The 17,095-nt window shown below is 61.0% G+C and carries 19 protein-coding genes; 12 read left to right on the top strand and 7 right to left on the bottom strand.

Features of this window, described 5'->3' with window-relative positions; all coding sequences use genetic code 11:
• Positions 1-100: 100 nt before the first annotated feature.
• Complete coding sequence (gene radC, locus CS390_RS24020; protein ID WP_099776334.1) at positions 101-775, top strand: DNA repair protein RadC; 675 nt, start codon at positions 101-103, stop codon at positions 773-775.
• Here radC and CS390_RS24015 read toward each other — a convergent pair.
• Positions 772-2,361 (bottom strand): ABC transporter substrate-binding protein, encoded by a 1,590-nt coding sequence (locus CS390_RS24015; protein ID WP_099776333.1) that lies wholly within the window; start codon positions 2,359-2,361, stop codon positions 772-774. The two genes, radC and CS390_RS24015, sit on opposite strands and share 4 nt — an antisense overlap.
• A 362-nt stretch (positions 2,362-2,723) precedes the next feature.
• On the opposite strand from CS390_RS24015, the gene rpmB reads away from it, so the two are divergent.
• Together rpmB and rpmG are read left to right on the top strand one after the other, a co-directional pair.
• Positions 2,724-2,960: a 50S ribosomal protein L28 gene (rpmB, locus tag CS390_RS24010; protein WP_010225868.1), complete on the top strand. Its 237-nt coding sequence runs from the start codon at positions 2,724-2,726 to the stop codon at positions 2,958-2,960.
• 11 nt (positions 2,961-2,971) lie between these two features.
• Positions 2,972-3,127, top strand: a complete 156-nt coding sequence (gene rpmG / locus CS390_RS24005) for a 50S ribosomal protein L33 (RefSeq protein WP_013793373.1) — start codon at positions 2,972-2,974, stop codon at positions 3,125-3,127.
• 99 nt (positions 3,128-3,226) lie between these two features.
• Here the strand turns inward: rpmG and CS390_RS24000 are convergent, their stop codons facing one another.
• Complete coding sequence (locus tag CS390_RS24000; RefSeq protein WP_065759775.1) at positions 3,227-3,589, bottom strand: cupin domain-containing protein; 363 nt, start codon at positions 3,587-3,589, stop codon at positions 3,227-3,229.
• 200 nt (positions 3,590-3,789) lie between these two features.
• On the opposite strand from CS390_RS24000, the gene CS390_RS23995 reads away from it, so the two are divergent.
• Entirely contained in the window at positions 3,790-5,283 is a 1,494-nt protein-coding gene (locus tag CS390_RS23995) for an aldehyde dehydrogenase (RefSeq protein WP_065759774.1), read from the top strand.
• 111 nt (positions 5,284-5,394) lie between these two features.
• Positions 5,395-6,537 carry an MFS transporter gene (locus tag CS390_RS23990; protein ID WP_065759773.1) on the top strand — a complete coding sequence of 381 codons (1,143 nt, stop codon included), beginning with the start codon at positions 5,395-5,397 and terminating at the stop codon, positions 6,535-6,537.
• On the opposite strand, the gene CS390_RS23985 is transcribed toward CS390_RS23990, so the two are convergent.
• Both CS390_RS23985 and CS390_RS23980 read right to left on the bottom strand, forming a co-directional pair.
• Entirely contained in the window at positions 6,534-8,090 is a 1,557-nt protein-coding gene (locus CS390_RS23985; protein WP_099776332.1) for a phospholipase D family protein, read from the bottom strand. The two genes, CS390_RS23990 and CS390_RS23985, sit on opposite strands and share 4 nt — an antisense overlap.
• 63 nt (positions 8,091-8,153) lie before the next feature.
• A complete protein-coding gene (locus tag CS390_RS23980) occupies positions 8,154-9,578 on the bottom strand; it encodes a PLP-dependent aminotransferase family protein (RefSeq protein WP_099776331.1) in 1,425 nt (474 codons plus the stop codon).
• Between the two features lie 177 nt (positions 9,579-9,755).
• Between CS390_RS23980 and CS390_RS23975 the strand changes: the two genes are divergently transcribed.
• Positions 9,756-9,986: a DUF1127 domain-containing protein gene (locus CS390_RS23975; protein WP_065759770.1), complete on the top strand. Its 231-nt coding sequence runs from the start codon at positions 9,756-9,758 to the stop codon at positions 9,984-9,986.
• On the opposite strand, the gene CS390_RS23970 is transcribed toward CS390_RS23975, so the two are convergent.
• Entirely contained in the window at positions 9,983-11,296 is a 1,314-nt protein-coding gene (locus CS390_RS23970; RefSeq protein WP_099776330.1) for an FAD-binding oxidoreductase, read from the bottom strand. The genes CS390_RS23975 and CS390_RS23970 overlap by 4 nt on opposite strands.
• Positions 11,297-11,410: 114 nt before the next feature.
• Here CS390_RS23970 and CS390_RS23965 point away from each other — a divergent pair, with 114 nt between their 5' ends.
• The gene (locus CS390_RS23965; RefSeq protein ID WP_099776328.1) at positions 11,411-11,764 is read left to right on the top strand and encodes a YkgJ family cysteine cluster protein; all 354 of its coding nucleotides are present in this window, start codon (positions 11,411-11,413) and stop codon (positions 11,762-11,764) included.
• 3 nt (positions 11,765-11,767) lie between these two features.
• Here the strand turns inward: CS390_RS23965 and dadR are convergent, their stop codons facing one another.
• Positions 11,768-12,256, bottom strand: coding sequence for a transcriptional regulator DadR (gene dadR / locus CS390_RS23960; protein ID WP_042121505.1), 489 nt, complete (start codon positions 12,254-12,256; stop codon positions 11,768-11,770).
• 156 nt (positions 12,257-12,412) lie between these two features.
• Between dadR and dadA the strand changes: the two genes are divergently transcribed.
• The 5 genes from dadA (at position 12,413) to CS390_RS23935 (ending at position 16,422) form a co-directional block, all read left to right on the top strand.
• Positions 12,413-13,714 (top strand): D-amino acid dehydrogenase, encoded by a 1,302-nt coding sequence (gene dadA / locus CS390_RS23955; RefSeq protein ID WP_065759767.1) that lies wholly within the window; start codon positions 12,413-12,415, stop codon positions 13,712-13,714.
• Entirely contained in the window at positions 13,686-14,039 is a 354-nt protein-coding gene (locus CS390_RS23950) for a RidA family protein (RefSeq protein ID WP_065759766.1), read from the top strand. Before dadA ends, CS390_RS23950 begins: the two co-directional genes overlap by 29 nt.
• 90 nt (positions 14,040-14,129) lie before the next feature.
• Complete coding sequence (alr, locus tag CS390_RS23945; protein WP_099776326.1) at positions 14,130-15,203, top strand: alanine racemase; 1,074 nt, start codon at positions 14,130-14,132, stop codon at positions 15,201-15,203.
• A gap of 107 nt (positions 15,204-15,310) precedes the next feature.
• Positions 15,311-15,859, top strand: a complete 549-nt coding sequence (locus CS390_RS23940; protein WP_065759764.1) for a cupin domain-containing protein — start codon at positions 15,311-15,313, stop codon at positions 15,857-15,859.
• A gap of 140 nt (positions 15,860-15,999) precedes the next feature.
• Positions 16,000-16,422 carry a cytochrome c5 family protein gene (locus tag CS390_RS23935; protein ID WP_176717423.1) on the top strand — a complete coding sequence of 141 codons (423 nt, stop codon included), beginning with the start codon at positions 16,000-16,002 and terminating at the stop codon, positions 16,420-16,422.
• Positions 16,423-16,502: 80 nt separating this feature from the next.
• Here the strand turns inward: CS390_RS23935 and xpt are convergent, their stop codons facing one another.
• Positions 16,503-17,072: a xanthine phosphoribosyltransferase gene (xpt, locus tag CS390_RS23930; RefSeq protein ID WP_065759762.1), complete on the bottom strand. Its 570-nt coding sequence runs from the start codon at positions 17,070-17,072 to the stop codon at positions 16,503-16,505.
• Positions 17,073-17,095 lie beyond the last annotated feature (23 nt).

Raw genomic sequence — 17,095 nt, 5'->3', positions numbered from 1 at the left:
CGATCAGGCTTGTAGGAAGCGAAATCGGCGAAGAAAAAGAGGGGCTAAGATAGCACAGCACTCAAGCCAGACAGCAGTACCCAGTGGGCAGGGAGGTAGCATGAGCATCAAGGATTGGCCGGTCGCGGAGCGGCCTCGGGAGAAGTTACTGGCGCGAGGGGCCACCAGCCTCTCGGACGCCGAATTGCTGGCTATTTTTCTACGAACCGGGGTTCGCGGGCGCAGTGCCGTCGACCTGGCGCGTTACCTGTTACAGCAGTTCGGCAGCTTGCGAGCGCTGTTGGAAGCAGACCTCAGGCGGTTCAGCACCGAGCCAGGGCTGGGGCCTGCCAAGTTTACCCAGTTGCAGGCGGTCATGGAGATGGCCCGGCGCCATCTGGCCGAGCGTTTGCGCCGGGACTCGGTCCTGGAGAGCCCGCAGGCCGTCAAGGACTACCTCAAGGCCGAGTTGCGTCACGAGCCGCATGAGGTGTTTGGCTGTCTGTTCCTGGACAGCAAGCACCGGGTGCTTGCGTTTGAAGTGCTGTTTCGCGGGTCTATCGACAGCGCCAGTGTCTACCCACGGCAAGTGATCAAACGCTCGCTTGCACACAATGCGGCTGCCTTGATCCTGTGCCATAACCACCCGTCGGGGGTTTCGGATCCCAGCCAGTCTGACGTGATCCTCACCCGGCGGCTCAAGACGGCGCTTGAGCTGGTGGATGTCCGGGTGCTGGATCACTTCATCATCGGCGATGGCGAACCCTTGTCGATGGTCGAGTACGGCTGGTTCTAGCGGGCCACATTCACCTTCGAGAAGTCCTGCCGGCCAAACGGGCTTACCTGATAGCCCTCCACACCCTTGCGGGTGAGGGCGGCAGCAGTTGGGTGCGCCAGTGGCAGCCACAATGCCTGTTGCTGGATCAGCGTCTGTGCCTGCTCGTACAGGCGGCTGCGCACGCTCTGGTCGTTGGTGGTCTTGCCGGCGCTGATCAATTGATCCAGGCGCGGGTCGCAATAACGGGCAAAGTTGGTACCGGACTTCACAGCGGCACAGGAAAACTGTGGGCTGAGGAAGTTGTCGGGGTCACCATTGTCGCCAGCCCAGCCCATGAACAGCAGGTCATGCTCGCCCGCCTTGGCCCGGCGGATCAGCTCGCCCCATTCGATGACGCGAATCTCGGCCTGAATGCCGATCTTGCCGAGGTCGGCCTGCAACAACTGTGCGCCCAGGCTTGGGTTGGGGTTGAGCAGACTGCCCGAAGGGCGCGTCCAGATCGTGGTGCTGAAGCCCTTCGCCAAGCCAACCTTGGCCAGCAAGCCGCGGGCTTTGTCCACGTTGGTGGGGTAGCCGGGCAGGTCCTTGGCGTAACTCCAGGTGTTGGGCGGGTAAGGGCCGTTAGCAGCGACGGCGGTGTCTTCAAAAACCGCCTTCAGGTAGCTGGCTTTATCGAATGCCAGGTTGATGGCCTGGCGGACTTCCACTTTATCCAGTGGCGGATGCTGGCTGTTGATGGCGACAAAGGCGGTCATGAAGGCATCGGTTTTTTCGGCCTTCAGGTTTTCGTCCTTGGCGGCTTCGGCGATGTCCAGTGGCTTGGGTGACAAGGCGATCTGGCATTCGTTGCGCCGCAACTTCTGCAGGCGCACGTTGGCATCGGGGGTGATCGTGAAAATCAACGGGTCGACCGCCGGTTTGCCGGCAAAGTAGTCCGGGTTGGCCCGATAACGGATGTTGGCGTCCTTCTGGAAGCGACCAAAGACAAACGGCCCGCTGCCGATGGGCTGGCTGTTGAGCTTCTCCGGGGTGCCGGCCTTGAACAGTTGGTCGGCGTATTCGGCCGAGTAGATCGAGGCGAAGCCCATGCTCAACGTGGCCAGGAAGGTGGCGTCCGGGTGGTCGAGGGTGAAGCGCACGGTGAGCGGGTCTGGCGCTTCGATCTGCTTGATCAGCTCAGGCAGTTGCAGCGATTGCGCATGGGGGAAGCCGCTTTGTGCAATCTTGTGCCAGGGATGAGCGGGGTAGAGCATGCGCTGGAAGCTGAACAGCACGTCGTCGGCATTCAGTGTGCGACTGGGCTTGAAGTAGGCGGTGCTGTGGAACTTCACTTCGGGACGCAGTTTGAACTCGTAGGTCAGGCCATCACTGGAAACTGTCCAGCGCTCCGCCAGGCTCGGCACCACCTGGCCTTGGGTCGCGTCGAATTCGACCAGCCGGTTCATCAGCACATCGGCTGACGCGTTGGTGGTGGTCAGCGCGTTGTACTGAACCACGTCGAAGCCTTCAGGGCTGGCTTCGGTGCAAACGCTCAGTGCCGCTGCCTGGGCCAGTGCAGGCGGAAATACAGCGGCGAACAGTAACGGTAGAGCGGCAGGACGCATGGGGACTCCTTGGCTGATCGATGGCCCATCTGCCGATGCAGTCTGGAAGTGTCCTACCCTAGTGCGCGCCGGACTAAATGGCTATATCCTTTTTGGCTTATCTTGCGACGAGTGGTCGAGGGTGCTCCAAGCCCACGGCTGTGCTGTTCGCGTATGATTCGTTGCACGGCAATTCGTATCTGCTGTTGTTGTACTCTGGTCTTTCTGGTATAAAGCAGCGCTCTTTTCTAGGGGCCCGGTTTGTCGCGTCTGTGCGTATAACCGATAAGACCCTGAAGAAACACGGCGCCTGGCGCCATAGACTGAGAGATTAAGCGGCCAACCCATGCCGGGTTGGGCATGTGGTTTTAGAGGGCTGAGGCATGTCGAGAGTCTGTCAAGTTACCGGTAAGGGTCCGGTAACCGGGAACAACATTTCCCACGCAAACAACAAAACCCGTCGTCGTTTCCTGCCGAACCTGCAGCATCATCGCTTCTGGGTCGAGTCTGAGAAGCGTTTCGTGCGTCTGCGCGTATCCGCCAAAGGCATGCGTATCATCGACAAGCGCGGCATCGATGCCGTTCTGGTTGACATCCGCCGCAACGGCGCCAAGGTCTAAGGGAGAGAATCATGCGTGAATTGATCCGTCTGGTGTCGAGCGCTGGTACTGGCCACTTCTACACCACTGACAAAAACAAGCGCACCACCCCCGACAAGATCGAAATCAAGAAGTACGATCCTGTGGTTCGCAAGCACGTTGCTTACAAAGAAGCCAAAATCAAGTAATTGATTGGTTTCTCGCCGGTGTCCTTTCAGGGTGCTGGCACACAAAAAACCCGGCCTTCGTGCCGGGTTTTTTGTTGCTGTCATACCTGAACGTTGGGCTTAGGCCTTCTGTTCAAACATCACATAGATTTTACGGCACGGCTCCAGCACCTCCCAGGTGCCTGTGAAACCGGCGGGGATGACAAAACGGTCGCCTGCCCGCAGGGTTTTTGCCTGCCCTTCGCTGTCACGCAGTACCGAGACGCCCTGAAGGATCTCGCAGTACTCGTGTTCGGTGTAGTTCACTGTCCATTGGCCGACAGCGCCTTCCCATACGCCGGCGGCAAATTGCCCGCAGGGGCTGGAATAGTGGTTGAAGACCGCCTGCTCAGGATCGCCCTTGAGGATTTTCTCTGCTGCAGGGCGGTAACGTTCCGCTTCCGTCATGGCTTGGCTGAAATCGACGATCTGCTGAATCTTCATGGACGGGTCACCCTTATTGTGTTTAATAAACTGCACATCAGTAGGCTTTTTGCCTATTTGTGTCAAATATATTGATAATTTGGGTGCTGCTGGTTTAGGGTGTCTGATGCCGTCGAGCGTCGTATCGCTCCGGCAAAATTTCTGACAGCACCCGTGAGCCCTCGTGCGGTGCTGCACTTCAATAAGAGGAGGAGTTTCGTATGACCACCCTGACTCGTGCGGACTGGGAACAGCGTGCCCAGCAACTGAAGATCGAAGGCCGTGCTTTCATCAATGGTGAATACACCGCCGCCGCATCGAATGCGACGTTCGAGTGCATCAGCCCGGTCGACGGACGCCTTCTGGCGCACATCGCCAGCTGTGATGAAGCCGATGCCCAGCGCGCCGTCGAAAATGCCCGTGCCACCTTCAACTCCGGTGTCTGGTCGCGCCTGGCCCCAGCCAAGCGCAAGGCAACCCTGATCCGCTTTGCCGGCCTGCTCAAGCAGAACGTCGAAGAGCTGGCCCTGTTGGAAACCCTGGACATGGGCAAGCCGATCAGCGACTCGCTGAGCATCGACGTGCCAGGCGCGGCCAATGCTCTGAGCTGGAACGGTGAGGCCATCGACAAGGTTTACGACGAAGTGGCCGCTACGCCGGATGATCAGCTGGGTCTGGTCACCCGTGAGCCGGTGGGCGTGGTCGCGGCCATCGTACCGTGGAACTTCCCGCTGCTGATGTCGTGCTGGAAGCTCGGCCCGGCGCTGGCCACCGGTAACTCGGTGATCCTCAAGCCTTCGGAAAAGTCGCCACTGACCGCCATTCGCATCGCTCAACTGGCCATCGAAGCCGGTATCCCTGCAGGCGTGCTGAACGTGCTGCCAGGCTATGGCCACACCGTCGGCAAGGCCCTGGCCCTGCACATGGACGTGGACACCCTGGTGTTCACCGGTTCGACCAAGATCGCCAAGCAACTGATGATCTATGCCGGCGAATCGAACATGAAGCGCGTCTGGCTGGAAGCCGGTGGCAAGAGCCCGAACATCGTCTTCGCGGATGCCCCGGACCTGAACGCGGCCGCACAAGCCGCAGCCAGTGCGATTGCCTTCAACCAGGGCGAAGTCTGCACGGCAGGTTCCCGTCTGCTGGTTGAGCGTTCCATCAAGGATCGTTTCCTGCCGCTGGTGCTTGAGGCACTGAAGGCCTGGAAACCGGGCAACCCGCTTGACCCGGCGACCACGGTCGGCGCGCTGGTCGACACCCAGCAAATGAACAACGTGTTGTCGTACATCGAAGCCGGTCATAGCGACGGCGCCAAACTGCTGGTCGGTGGCAAGCGTATCCTCGAAGAAACCGGTGGCACTTATGTCGAACCGACGATTTTCGACGGCGTCAGCAATGCCATGAAGATCGCGCAGGAAGAGATCTTTGGCCCGGTGCTGTCGGTGATCACCTTCGACAGCGTTGAAGAGGCCATCAACATTGCCAACGACACCCCCTACGGGTTGGCGGCGGGCGTATGGACGGCAGATATCTCCAAGGCACATAAGACTGCCAAGGCGCTGCGTGCCGGTAGCGTCTGGGTCAACCAGTACGATGGCGGCGACATGACCGCACCGTTCGGTGGCTTCAAACAGTCGGGTAACGGCCGTGACAAGTCGCTGCATGCGCTGGACAAGTACACCGAACTCAAGGCGACCTGGATCAAGCTGTAAGCCTTGCGCGGCCGGGTGCCGCGCGTGTTCAGTGACACGGCCGGGCCTTGCATCGCAGCAAGCCCGGCTGTGTTGTTTGTGCCTGTTTAAAACAACAAAAAGGGGGCTGTAATGCGCTGGGGTACCTACTTTGCGGTACTGGCGGCAGTGCTCAGTGTTGGCTTGGCGCTAGGCGTGAGCATGCCACTGGTGTCGTTGCGGCTGGAGAGTTGGGGCTACGGTGGCTTTGCCATTGGTGTGATGGCGGCAATGCCGGCAATCGGTGTGCTGTTCGGGGCCAGCCTGGCCAGCCGCCTGGCGGCGTATTTCGGCACCCCTGGGTTGATGCGTCTGTGCCTGTGGGGCGGCGCGCTGTCGATCGGGTTGTTGGCATTGTTGCCCAGTTACCCGGTGTGGCTGGTGCTGCGCCTGTTGATTGGCATGGTGCTGACCATCGTCTTCATCCTTGGTGAAAGCTGGATCAACCAGTTGGTGGTCGAGGCGTGGCGTGGGCGCCTGGTCGCGCTGTACGGCAGTAGCTATGCACTGAGCCAGTTGGCCGGGCCGTTGGTGCTGGGATTTTTGGGGCCGGAGGGTGACTTCGGTTTTTGGGCGGGTGCAGGCCTGTTATTGCTGGCCCCCCTGTTGTTGATCGGGCGCAGTGGTGCGCCGACAACCGAAGCCTGTTCGGTGACCTTGGGTGATCTGGTCTGGTTCTGTCGCAACCTTCCGGTCATTGCCTGGGCCATTTCCCTGTTTGCCGCGTTCGAGGCGATGATTTTGACCCTGTTGCCGGTGTACTGCCTGCAGCAGGGCTTTGGCACTGAAATGGCGCTGTTTATGGTCAGTACCGTCGTGATTGGCGATGCGCTGCTGCAATTGCCGATAGGCGCACTGGCCGACCGCATGTCGCGGCGCACATTGTTCTCGGGGTGCGCACTGGTGCTGTTGATTTCCAGCCTGATGATTCCGCTGCTGCTGCACACCTCGTTGATCTGGCCGCTGTGGGTGCTGTTCGGCGCCAGCGCCGGTGGCTTGTTCACCTTGTCGCTGATCCTGATTGGTGAGCGTTACCGTGACGATGCGCTGGTGCGCGCCAACGCCCACGTGGCTCAACTGTGGGGTATTGGTTGCCTGATCGGGCCTTTGCTGGCTGGCGCTGGCAGCCAGTGGATCAGTGGGCATGCCTTGCCCTTGCTGATGGCCGTTGGCGCGTTTGGCCTGGTGTTGCTGGCCCGGCGACCGAATGCCTTTGAGGTGAAGCTGGCTTCTTAAAGCATGCGCTCCAGGCCGACGGCCTTGCTGATCCAGGCATTGAAACGACGCCATAGGCCGCCTGGCTCGGTTGTCAGGGTGTGCAGCTGGTTGTTGTCCTGCGTGACCCAGACCACGCGACCGTTTTCCAGCTTGGGCTGATAGCTCCGGGCGGGGGCCATGCCTTGAGCTGCCAGGTCGCGGGTGTACTCCGCCAGCTCGGGGCTGTCGACCAGCACGCCGACTTCGGTGTTCCACAACACTGAGCGTGGATCGAAGTTGAACGAGCCGATAAAGGTCTTCTTGCGGTCAATGACAATGGCTTTGCTGTGCAGGCTTGAGTCTGAACTGCCGTGCAGGCGGTACAGCGGATGGCGATGAGGCGCGCCGGGCTGGCGGCGCAGCTCAAACAGGTGCACGCCATGTTCCAGCAAGGCCTTGCGGTAGGGGGCGTAGCCGCCATGAACCGCCGGCACATCAGTCGCCTCCAGCGAGTTGGTCAGCAAATTGACCGAGACACCCGCGTCGGCCCGGCTGGTCAGGTACAGCAGGCCGGTGTCGCGCGGTACGAAGTAGGCCGAGATCAGGATCAGTTCGTGGGCCACGGCATTCAGGTCGGGCGCCAGTTGCGGGGTCATCAGTAACTGTGGGTCGGGTTCTTCCGTGGCCAGTACCTTGTTGGGCGCATCCCACAGCGCCTGGCTATGGGCCCAGATCAACTCGTTGCGCCAGATGTCCAGGCGCGGCTGTGTGCGATAGGCCATCAACCGGTCGTAGAGGGCCTTGCGCTGGGTGCTGGCCGCTTGCAAGGCGCTGTCCAGGCGCTGGCGGGTGCGGCGCAGGTCGTCGGCATCTGGTTGGCGCAGGAAAAAGTCGTTGATCGGCCGGCTCAGGGCACTGTTCCAGTATTGGTCAAAACTATGCCCCAACTGCTCCGCCACCGGGCCGACGCCAAGCAGGTCGATATCGGTGAAGTTCAGGTTGGGTTCGGCGTCGAAGTACTCATCACCCAGGTTACGCCCGCCGACGATGGCCATGCTGTTGTCCACCAGCCATAGCTTGTTGTGCATGCGCCGGTGTTGCCGCGACAGGTTGAACAGCCGCCCCAGGGTTCGTGTCACACCGGTGCTGCGGCCCAGGTGCAGCGGGTTGAAGACGCGCAACTGGATGTTGGGGTGGGCCGTGAGGGTGTCGATCAGGTTGTCCAGGCTATCGCTGGTGGTGTCATCGAGCAGGATGCGCACCCGTACACCACGGTCGGCGGCTTGCAGCAGCTCGCTGACCAGTGCGCGGGTACTCAGGCCGTCGCGGACGATGTAGTACTGCAGGTCGATACTGCTCTGGGCATTGCGAATCAGCTCGGCACGGGCACGGAATGCTTCGCTGCTATTGGGCAGCAGGCGGAAGCCGGAGCGGCCACCGTAGGCTTGGGCCTGGCGCTGGACCGAGCGCCCGAACGCCGAGTCGCTGGCCGGCAGTGCCTGACTGACTTCACGGGGGCTGTCGACACTGGCGCAGCCTGCCAGGGCAAACACCAGCCATAGCAACAGAGGCACGAGCCGAGGGTGGTTCAAAGGGCGATTCCTTAACCGCTCAGGGAGATGAACAGGGCCCGCAAGGGCGGCGCAACGTTACCCTCAGCCTATATCCTCGGCCAGTAGACGAATGGCGGTTTCACCCACTTTGCGTACCGCCGCTTCGATCTCGGCGCTGGGGCGGGCCGCGAAATTCATGCGCAGGCAGTTTCGGTACTTGCCTGAGGCCGAAAAAATACAGCCCACGGCAATTTGTACGCCCTGCTCCAGTAAAGCCCGATTCAGCCGCAGCGTATCGAAACTTTCCGGTAATTCGACCCAGAGCATGAAGCCGCCCTGTGGTCGGCTGGCCCGGGTACCTGCCGGGAAGTAGCGTGTCACCCAGTCGATCATCAGGTCACGGCTGCGCTGGTACTGGCTGCGCATCCGGCGCAGGTGTGGCTGATAGTGGCCACCCTCGATGAAGTCGGCAATCGCCAATTGCGGTTGTGTGGCGGTGCAGCCGGTGCTGATGTACTTCATGTGCAGCACCCGCTCCAGATAACGCCCGGGTGCCACCCAGCCGATCCGCAGGCCTGGGGCGAGGGTTTTCGAGAACGAACTGCACAGCAGCACGCGGCCGTCGTCGTCGAAGGACTTGATGGTGCGTGGGCGCGGGTAGGTATAGGCCAGGTCGCCATACACGTCGTCTTCGAGAATCGCCACGTCGAAGCGTTGCGCCAGGGTCAACAAGGCTCGCTTGCGGGCTTCGGGCATGCTGTAGCCCAGCGGGTTGTTGCAGCTTGGCGTGAGCTGAATCAGCTTGATCGGCCATTGCTCCAGCGCCAGTTCCAGTGCCTCGAGGCTGATCCCGGTGAGCGGGTCGGTGGGGATTTCCAGGGCTTTCATGCCCAGGCCCTTGAGGGTCTGCATGGCGCCGTGAAAGCTGGGTGAGTCGACCGCGACAATGTCGCCCGGCTCGCAGACCGCGCGAATGCTGGCAGACAACGCCTCATGGCAACCCGTAGTGACGACCAGGTCGGCCGCACTGAGGTGGCAGCCGGAGTCGAGCATCAACCGGGCGATCTGCTCGCGCAGGGGGTGGGTGCCGTAGATGGTGTCGTAATACAGGCCGGGCATGTCCTGGCGTCGGCTGAGTTGGGCGAGGCTGCGCAGCAAGGGCTTGAGGGTCGGGCTGTCGACATCGGGCATGCCCCGGCCCAGTTGCACCACGTCCTTGCGCGGCACGCTGCGCATCAGTTCGACGACCTGATCCCACTGGGAGATATCCACCGGGCGTTGTGCGGGGCGGCTGATCGCGGGCAGGGCGGGGAGGGATCGGGTGCTGGGCACGAAATAGCCCGACTTGGGCCGCGGTGCCGCCAGGCCATGGTCTTCCAGCACCCGATACGCCTGCTGGACCGTACTGAGGCTGACACCGTGCTCGACACTCAAGGCCCGTACAGAGGGCAGACGATCGCCTGGCCGGTAGAACCCTTGTTCGATACGTGCGCCGAGCAGCTCGGCGAGGTTGACGTAAAGCGTCATGGCTCTTTCCTTGGCGATTGTTCGCGATGGTTCCATACAGATTAGGCAAAAATACAGCATTCAGTCGCCGTTTTGCCAATTCTGTATGGGCGTAATAGGTGAGCTTTGAATCTGTAATGCTTTTTGCCTGACGCGCATCATGGCTCCACGCTCGGAACTACTCAGGAGGCAGGCGTGATGAACGGATTAAGCGATGTGCGGCTGAAGATCTACAGCGGTGAGTTGCAGGCGCAACAAACCCCTGACGTGTCTGGTGTGGCGTGTGGCATGGGTCGATGGGCGCTGATGGTGCACCGCTGGCACTCCCGCCGCGAACTGCTGACGCTGGACGCTGAGCAGTTGCGCGACGTTGGCCTGACCCGCGAGCAGGCCCTGCATGAGGGGTTGAAACCCTTCTGGCGTCCTTAGATCAGCTCTTTGAAGCGGTGCCAGAGCATGCCCAGGGCCAGCAGTGGCGAGCGCAGGTGTTTACCGCCGGGGAAGGTGATGTGTGGCACCTGGGCAAACAGGTCGAAGCGGCCGCTGTGCTGGCCGCTGATGGCTTCGGCAAGGAGCTTGCCGGCCAGGTGTGTGGCGTTGAGGCCATGGCCGGAATAGGCCTGCGCGTAATACACGTTGGGTTGATCGTGCAGGCGCCCGATCTGCGGTAGGCGGTTGGCACCGATGCCGATCATGCCGCCCCACTGGTAGTCGATGCGCACGTTGGCCAGTTGCGGGAAGACCTTGAGCATCTTGGGCCGCATGTAGGCGGCGATGTCCTTGGGATCGCGCCCGGAGTAGTGACAGGCACCCCCGAACAGCAGGCGGCGATCGGCAGACAAGCGGTAGTAGTCCAGCGCAACACGTTGGTCGCAGACCGCCATGTTTTGCGGCAGCAACTGCCGGGCCATGGCCTCGCTCAACGGCTCGGTGGCGATGATGTAGCTGCCGGCCGGCAGCACCTTGCCGCTCAGTTCGGCGTTCAGGCCATTGAGGTAGGCATTGCAGCCCAGCACCAGGGTGCTGGCGCGGACCGAGCCTAGTCCGGTATGCACGCGAACCTGGCTACCGTAGTCGATGCGCGTTACGGTCGATTGCTCGAACAGGCGCACGCCCAGGCTTTCGGCAACGCGGGCTTCGCCCAGCGCCAGGTTCAGTGGGTGCAGGTGGCCCGAACCCCTGTCGATCAGGCCGCCGACATAGCGGTCGGAGCCGACCACGCGATGCATCTCTTCAGGTTGCAGCAGGCGCAGTTCATGGCGGTAACCGAGCGCGCGCAGTTCCTCGGCATCGGCGGCGAAACCCTCCAGGTCGCTGGGTTTGTTGGCCAGGTCGCAGTAGCCCCAAGTCAGGTCGCAGTCGATGGCATGCTGCTCGATGCGCTGGCGGACGATATCCACAGCCTCCAGGCCCATCAGCTTGAGCTGGCGTACGCCGTCGCTGCCAATTATCGGGGCGAACTGGTCCAGGCCGTGGCCGACACCGCGAATCAATTGCCCGCCATTACGCCCACTGGCGCCCCAGCCGATCTTGTGCGCTTCCAGCAGGACAACACGCATGCCACGTTCAGCCAGTTCAATGGCGGTGTTGAGGCCTGAAAAGCCACCGCCGACCACGCAGACATCGCAGCTCATCTCGCCCTGCAGCGCTGGATAGTCCGGCTGTGCGGCACTGCTGGCAGCGTAGTAGGAGGCGGTATGCAGGGCGCTGGAAGCGGGCTGCTGAACGCGGACGTTCATGTGCGTTATCCTGATTGTTATGTTTGGAAAACTTGACGGAGCATAAGCCGCGCTTTCGCGCAGAGGCAACCGTCAGGCAAAATCGACGTTCACACCGATATTGCGCAGGCCGCCATGAGTTGCAACAGCCACAAGATCCGCTTCCTGCGCGAACAGATCCCGTCGTTTGAGTGCGTGCCGGGTTGCCATGACTGCTGCGGGCCGGTCACCACGTCGACGGAAGAAATGGCCCGGCTGCCGCGCAAGACTGAAGCGGAGCAGGACGCTGCCCTGGCCGAACTCAACTGCGTACACCTGGGGTCGAACGGTTGCACGGTGTATGAAGAGCGGCCGTTGATCTGCCGCTTGTTCGGTACCACGCCACGCTTGCCGTGCCCGCGTGGCCGCGGCCCCGAGGAACCGATTGATCCCGGGGCCGAGCAACTGATCCACCACTACATCGCCACCACCCGTCAGGTGTTGGTCTGAGCCTCAGTCCGGAATCGGCAGGTTCAGGCTTTCCTTCACTTCTTCCATGACGATGTAGCTCTTCGACTCACGCACATGCGGCAGTTTCAGCAGGATGTCGCCCAGCAGCTTGCGGTAGGAGGCCATCTCCGAAATCCGCGCTTTCACCAGGTAGTCGAAATCACCGGAGACCAGGTGGCACTCCAATACGTGGGGTAGTTTGAGCACCGCACGTCGGAATTCCTCGAAGGTATCGCCAGACTTGTAGTCCAGGCTGATTTCAACGAACACCAGCAGGCTGCCCTTCAGGTGTTGCGGGTTCAGCCGGGCGTTGTAGCCCATGATGATCCCTTCACGTTCCAGGCGTCGAACCCGCTCGGTGCACGGCGTAGTCGACAGGCCGACCTTTTCGCCCAGCTCGGTGAAGGAAATGCGCCCGTCCGTTTGCAGGATGCGCAGGATATTGCGGTCGATCTTGTCCAGTTCACGTTTACTTTGATGCTGGGTTCTCATAGGGGATGCCCCTCCGTAAAAGCTGACTCTGCCGAGAATTCTCGCCAAATATAGGCTTTTATATAGTGAAAAGCACTGCCCATACCTTCCTATACTGCGTCCATCTACGCCATTAACAACAAATGTCTGCGGTGCGCCGCGTCGAGGGATACAAACATGCGAGTTCTGGTACTTGGTAGCGGTGTAATCGGAACCGCCAGTGCCTACTATCTGGCCCGGCAAGGTTTCGAAGTGGTCGTGGTCGATCGTCAGCCGGCGGTGGCCATGGAAACCAGTTTTGCCAACGCCGGGCAGGTCTCGCCAGGTTACGCCTCGCCGTGGGCTGCACCGGGTGTTCCACTCAAGGCTATCAAATGGTTGCTGGAGCGCCATGCGCCGCTGGCGATCAAGGCCACGGCAGACATTGACCAGTACCTGTGGATGGCCCAGATGCTGCGCAACTGCACGGCCAGCCGCTATGCCGTGAACAAGGAGCGCATGGTCCGCCTGTCCGAGTACAGCCGTGACTGCCTCGACGAGCTGCGCGCCGAAACGGGCATTGCCTATGAAGGTCGCACCCTGGGCACTACCCAACTGTTCCGTACCCAGGCGCAACTGGACAACGCCGCCAAGGACATCGCTGTGCTTGAGCAGTCCGGCGTGCCTTACGAGCTGCTCGACCGTGAGGGCATCGCCCGCGTTGAGCCGGCCCTGGCTGGCGTCACCAATATTCTCGCGGGCGCCCTGCGTCTGCCTAATGACCAGACCGGTGACTGCCAACTGTTCACCACCCGCCTGGCGGAAATGGCCGTCAACCTGGGTGTCGAGTTCCGTTTCGGGCAGAACATCGAGCGTCTGGACTATGCCGGTGACCGTGTTAACGGCGTGTGGATCGACGGCAAGCTGGAAACCGCCGACCGCTACGTGCTGGCGCTGGGCAGCTATTCGCCGCAATTGCTCAAGCCGCTGGGCATCAAGGCCCCGGTCTACCCGCTCAAAGGCTATTCGTTGACCGTACCGATCACCGACCCGGCCATGGCTCCGACGTCGACCATTCTCGACGAAACCTACAAAGTCGCGATTACTCGTTTCGACAACCGTATCCGCGTTGGTGGTATGGCTGAAATCGCCGGTTTTGACCTGTCGCTCAACCCGCGTCGGCGTGAAACACTGGAGATGATCGTCAACGATCTTTATCCTCGCGGCGGTGATCTGAGCCAGGCCAGCTTCTGGACCGGCTTGCGTCCGACCACCCCGGACGGTACGCCGATCGTCGGTGCGACCCCGTTCCGTAACCTGTTCCTCAACACGGGCCACGGCACCCTCGGTTGGACCATGGCGTGCGGTTCCGGTCGCCTGCTTGCAGACCTGATGGCCCGCAAAAAGCCGCAAATCAGTGCTGAAGGCCTCGATATTTCTCGCTACGGCAACAACCAGGAGATTGCAAAGCATGGCAGTCCAGCGCCTGCTCACCAATGAGCGCATGAGCCAGATCGTTACCCACAATGGCACCGTCTACCTGGCGGGCCAGGTGGGTGACGACATGAACGCGGGTATCGAGCAACAAACCCGCGAGGCCTTGGCCAACATCGAGCGTCTGCTGGACCTGGCGGGTACCGACAAAACGCGTCTGCTGTCGGTGACCATCTACCTGAAAGACATCGATGCTCACTTCCAGGGCATGAATCAGGTATGGGACACGTGGCTGCCAAAAGGTGTTGCCCCGGCCCGTGCCACGGTCGAAGCCAAGCTGTGCGAGCCTGAAATTCTCGTCGAGCTATCGGTAGTCGCCGCACTGCCGTAACCCATCCCTCACCCGGTGCCGTTGTGGCATTGCGCTACGTGCGAGCACCGGGTTTTTTACTTCTAACCAGACTGCCAGAAGGCTGCCGTCATGCGTCCTGCCCGTGCCCTGATCGATCTTCAAGCGCTGCGTCACAACTATCAACTCGCCCGCGAACTCTCCGGGGCCAAGGCCCTGGCGGTGATCAAGGCCGATGCCTACGGCCATGGTGCGGTACGCTGTGCTCAGGCGCTGCAGGCCGACGCCGATGGTTTTGCCGTGGCTTGTATCGAAGAGGCGCTAGCGCTGCGTGCGGCCGGTATTCATGGCCCTGTCCTGCTGCTTGAAGGGTTCTTCGAGGCCAGCGAACTGGAGCTGATCGTCCAGCACGACCTCTGGTGCGTGGTGCATTCGCTGTGGCAACTGGAAGCCATTGAAAAGGCCAGCCTGAGCAAGCCGATTACCGTCTGGCTCAAGCTCGACTCGGGTATGCACCGCGTCGGTTTGCACCCGAAGGATTATCAGTCGGCCTATCAGCGTCTGCAGGCAACCGGCAAGGTGGCGCGCATTGTCCTGATGAGCCACTTCGCCCGTGCCGACGAACTCGACTGCAGCGCCAGCAACGACCAGGTCGCGGTGTTCCAGGCGGCTCGCCAAGGCCTGAACGCCGAGATCAGCTTGCGCAACTCGCCGGCGGTGCTCGGCTGGCCACAGATCCCCAGCGACTGGGTGCGCCCAGGCATCATGCTCTATGGTTCGACGCCGTTCGAGGTGCAGCAAGCCCAGGCTCAGCGCCTGCAGCCGGTGATGACACTGGAATCGAAAGTCATCAGCGTACGTGAACTGCCGGCCGGTGAGCCGGTGGGCTATGGCGCCCGGTTCATCAGCCAGCGGCCAACCCGTGTCGGTGTGGTTGCGATGGGGTATGCCGACGGCTACCCGCGTCTTGCCCCGACCGGTACCCCGGTGATGGTGGCAGGCAAGCGCAGCCAACTGATTGGTCGTGTGTCAATGGACATGCTTTGCATTGATCTGACCGATGTACCTGAAGCCGGCCTCGGCAGCCCGGTCGAGCTGTGGGGCAAGAACGTCCTGGCCAGCGACGTGGCGATTCAGGCCGGGACCATTCCCTACCAGATCTTCTGCAACCTGCGCCGCGTACCGCTGGTCTATTCTGGCGATTGAGGCAACTGGACGGACTGGCAGTGGGTCGAAGTGTTGTAAATACTGAACGCTGTGCGATGATAACGTTCAATTTCGACCCCATTTGTTCGTTTAGGAGGGCTTAAGCCTTGGACGTCGGTGAACGACTGCAGGCCATACGCAAGCTCAAGGGCCTGTCTCAGCGTGAACTCGCCAAACGCGCGGGTGTCACCAACAGCACGATCTCGATGATCGAGAAAAACAGCGTGAGCCCCTCAATCAGCTCGCTGCGCAAGGTGCTGGGGGGTATCCCCATGTCCATGGTCGAGTTCTTCTCTGAAGAACTGCAGCCGGAAAACCCCACTCAGATCGTCTACAAGGCCAACGAGCTCATCGACATTTCCGATGGTGCGGTGACCATGAAGCTGGTCGGCAAGTCGCACCCGAGCCGGGCCATCGCCTTCCTCAATGAGGTCTATCCGCCTGGTGCAGATACCGGCGAAGAGATGCTCACGCACGATGGTGAAGAAACCGGCATCTTGCTGGAAGGTCGCCTCGAGCTGGTCGTGGGGCTGGAAACCTTCATCCTTGAAGCCGGCGACAGCTACTATTTTGAAAGCACCAAGCCGCACCGTTTCCGCAATCCATTCGATGAACCGGCGCGGCTGATCAGTGCGGCGACCCCTGCCAACTTCTGATAGGCCAGGCGCGGCTTATTGTCGCGTCTAATCCCCTTAGGTCTTTAGGGTTGTTTCAGTGCGGCAGGGTTCTCGTTATACTTGCGACCGCCTGCGAAACCGTGGCCGCGGGCGTGACTAGCCACCATGAGGGTGTACGTGTGAATCTAATCAAGAAAATGCTGGCCGTACCAGCTGCCGTATTGGCCCTTTGGGCAGTCAGCGCTCAAGCTGCGACCAATGACGACATTGCCAAGCGACTGGAGCCTGTTGGTCAGGTCTGCGTTCAAGGCCAGGAATGTAAAGGTATGGAAGTGGCTGCCTCTGCTGGCGGCGGCGGTTCCAAGACGCCTGACGAGATCATCGCCAAGCACTGCAATGCCTGTCATGGCAGCGGCCTGCTCGGCGCGCCGAAAATCGGTGACACTGCTGCCTGGAAAGAGCGTGCGAGCCAGCAGGGTGGCTTGGACGGTATCCTGGCCAAGGCCATCACCGGTATCAACGCGATGCCACCAAAAGGCACTTGTGCCGATTGCTCGGATGACGACCTGAAAGGCGCCATCAAGAAGATGTCTGGCCTTTAAGCCATACGCTTCCCCCGACAAAGCCCGCCGCGTGCGGGCTTTGTCGTTTCTGCGGGATGCTGTATTCCCTGCAGGCGGGCTTACAGGAAGGTAACGACGCCGCCTTCCAGCGACTTGACCCGTGCCAGCGACTCGACGCGGTAGCCTTGGCTGTCCAGTTCGGCACGGCCGCCCTGGAACGACTTCTCGATGACGATACCCAGGCCGGCCACGCTGGCACCGGCCTGCTTGACGATCGAGATCAGGGCCTGGGAGGCTTTGCCGTTGGCCAGGAAGTCGTCGATCACCAGCACGCGGTCGCTGCTGTTCAGGTGACGCGGACTGATCGCCACGGTGTTTTCGGTCTGCTTGGTGAAGGAGTACACCGAGGCCGTCAGCAGGTTTTCAGTCAGGGTCAGTGACTGGTGCTTGCGGGCGAAGATCACCGGAACGCCGAGCTTCAGGCCGGTCATTACCGCCGGGGCAATGCCGGAGGCTTCGATGGTGACGATCTTGGTGACGCCCGAGTCGGCGAACAGACGGGCGAACTCGTCACCGATCAGTTGCATCAGCGCAGGGTCGATCTGATGGTTGAGAAACGCATCGACTTTCAGGACCTGATCGGAAAGCACAATGCCTTCTTCGCGAATCTTCTGGTGCAGTGCTTCCACGGCGGTAAATTCCTCGATGTAAC

It is taken from the genome of Pseudomonas sp. HLS-6, from assembly GCF_002753995.1.
GTDB classification, from domain to species: domain Bacteria; phylum Pseudomonadota; class Gammaproteobacteria; order Pseudomonadales; family Pseudomonadaceae; genus Aquipseudomonas; species Aquipseudomonas defluvii.
Note: the sequence above shows the minus strand (reverse complement) of the source record. Positions and strands in the feature narration are given on the sequence as shown.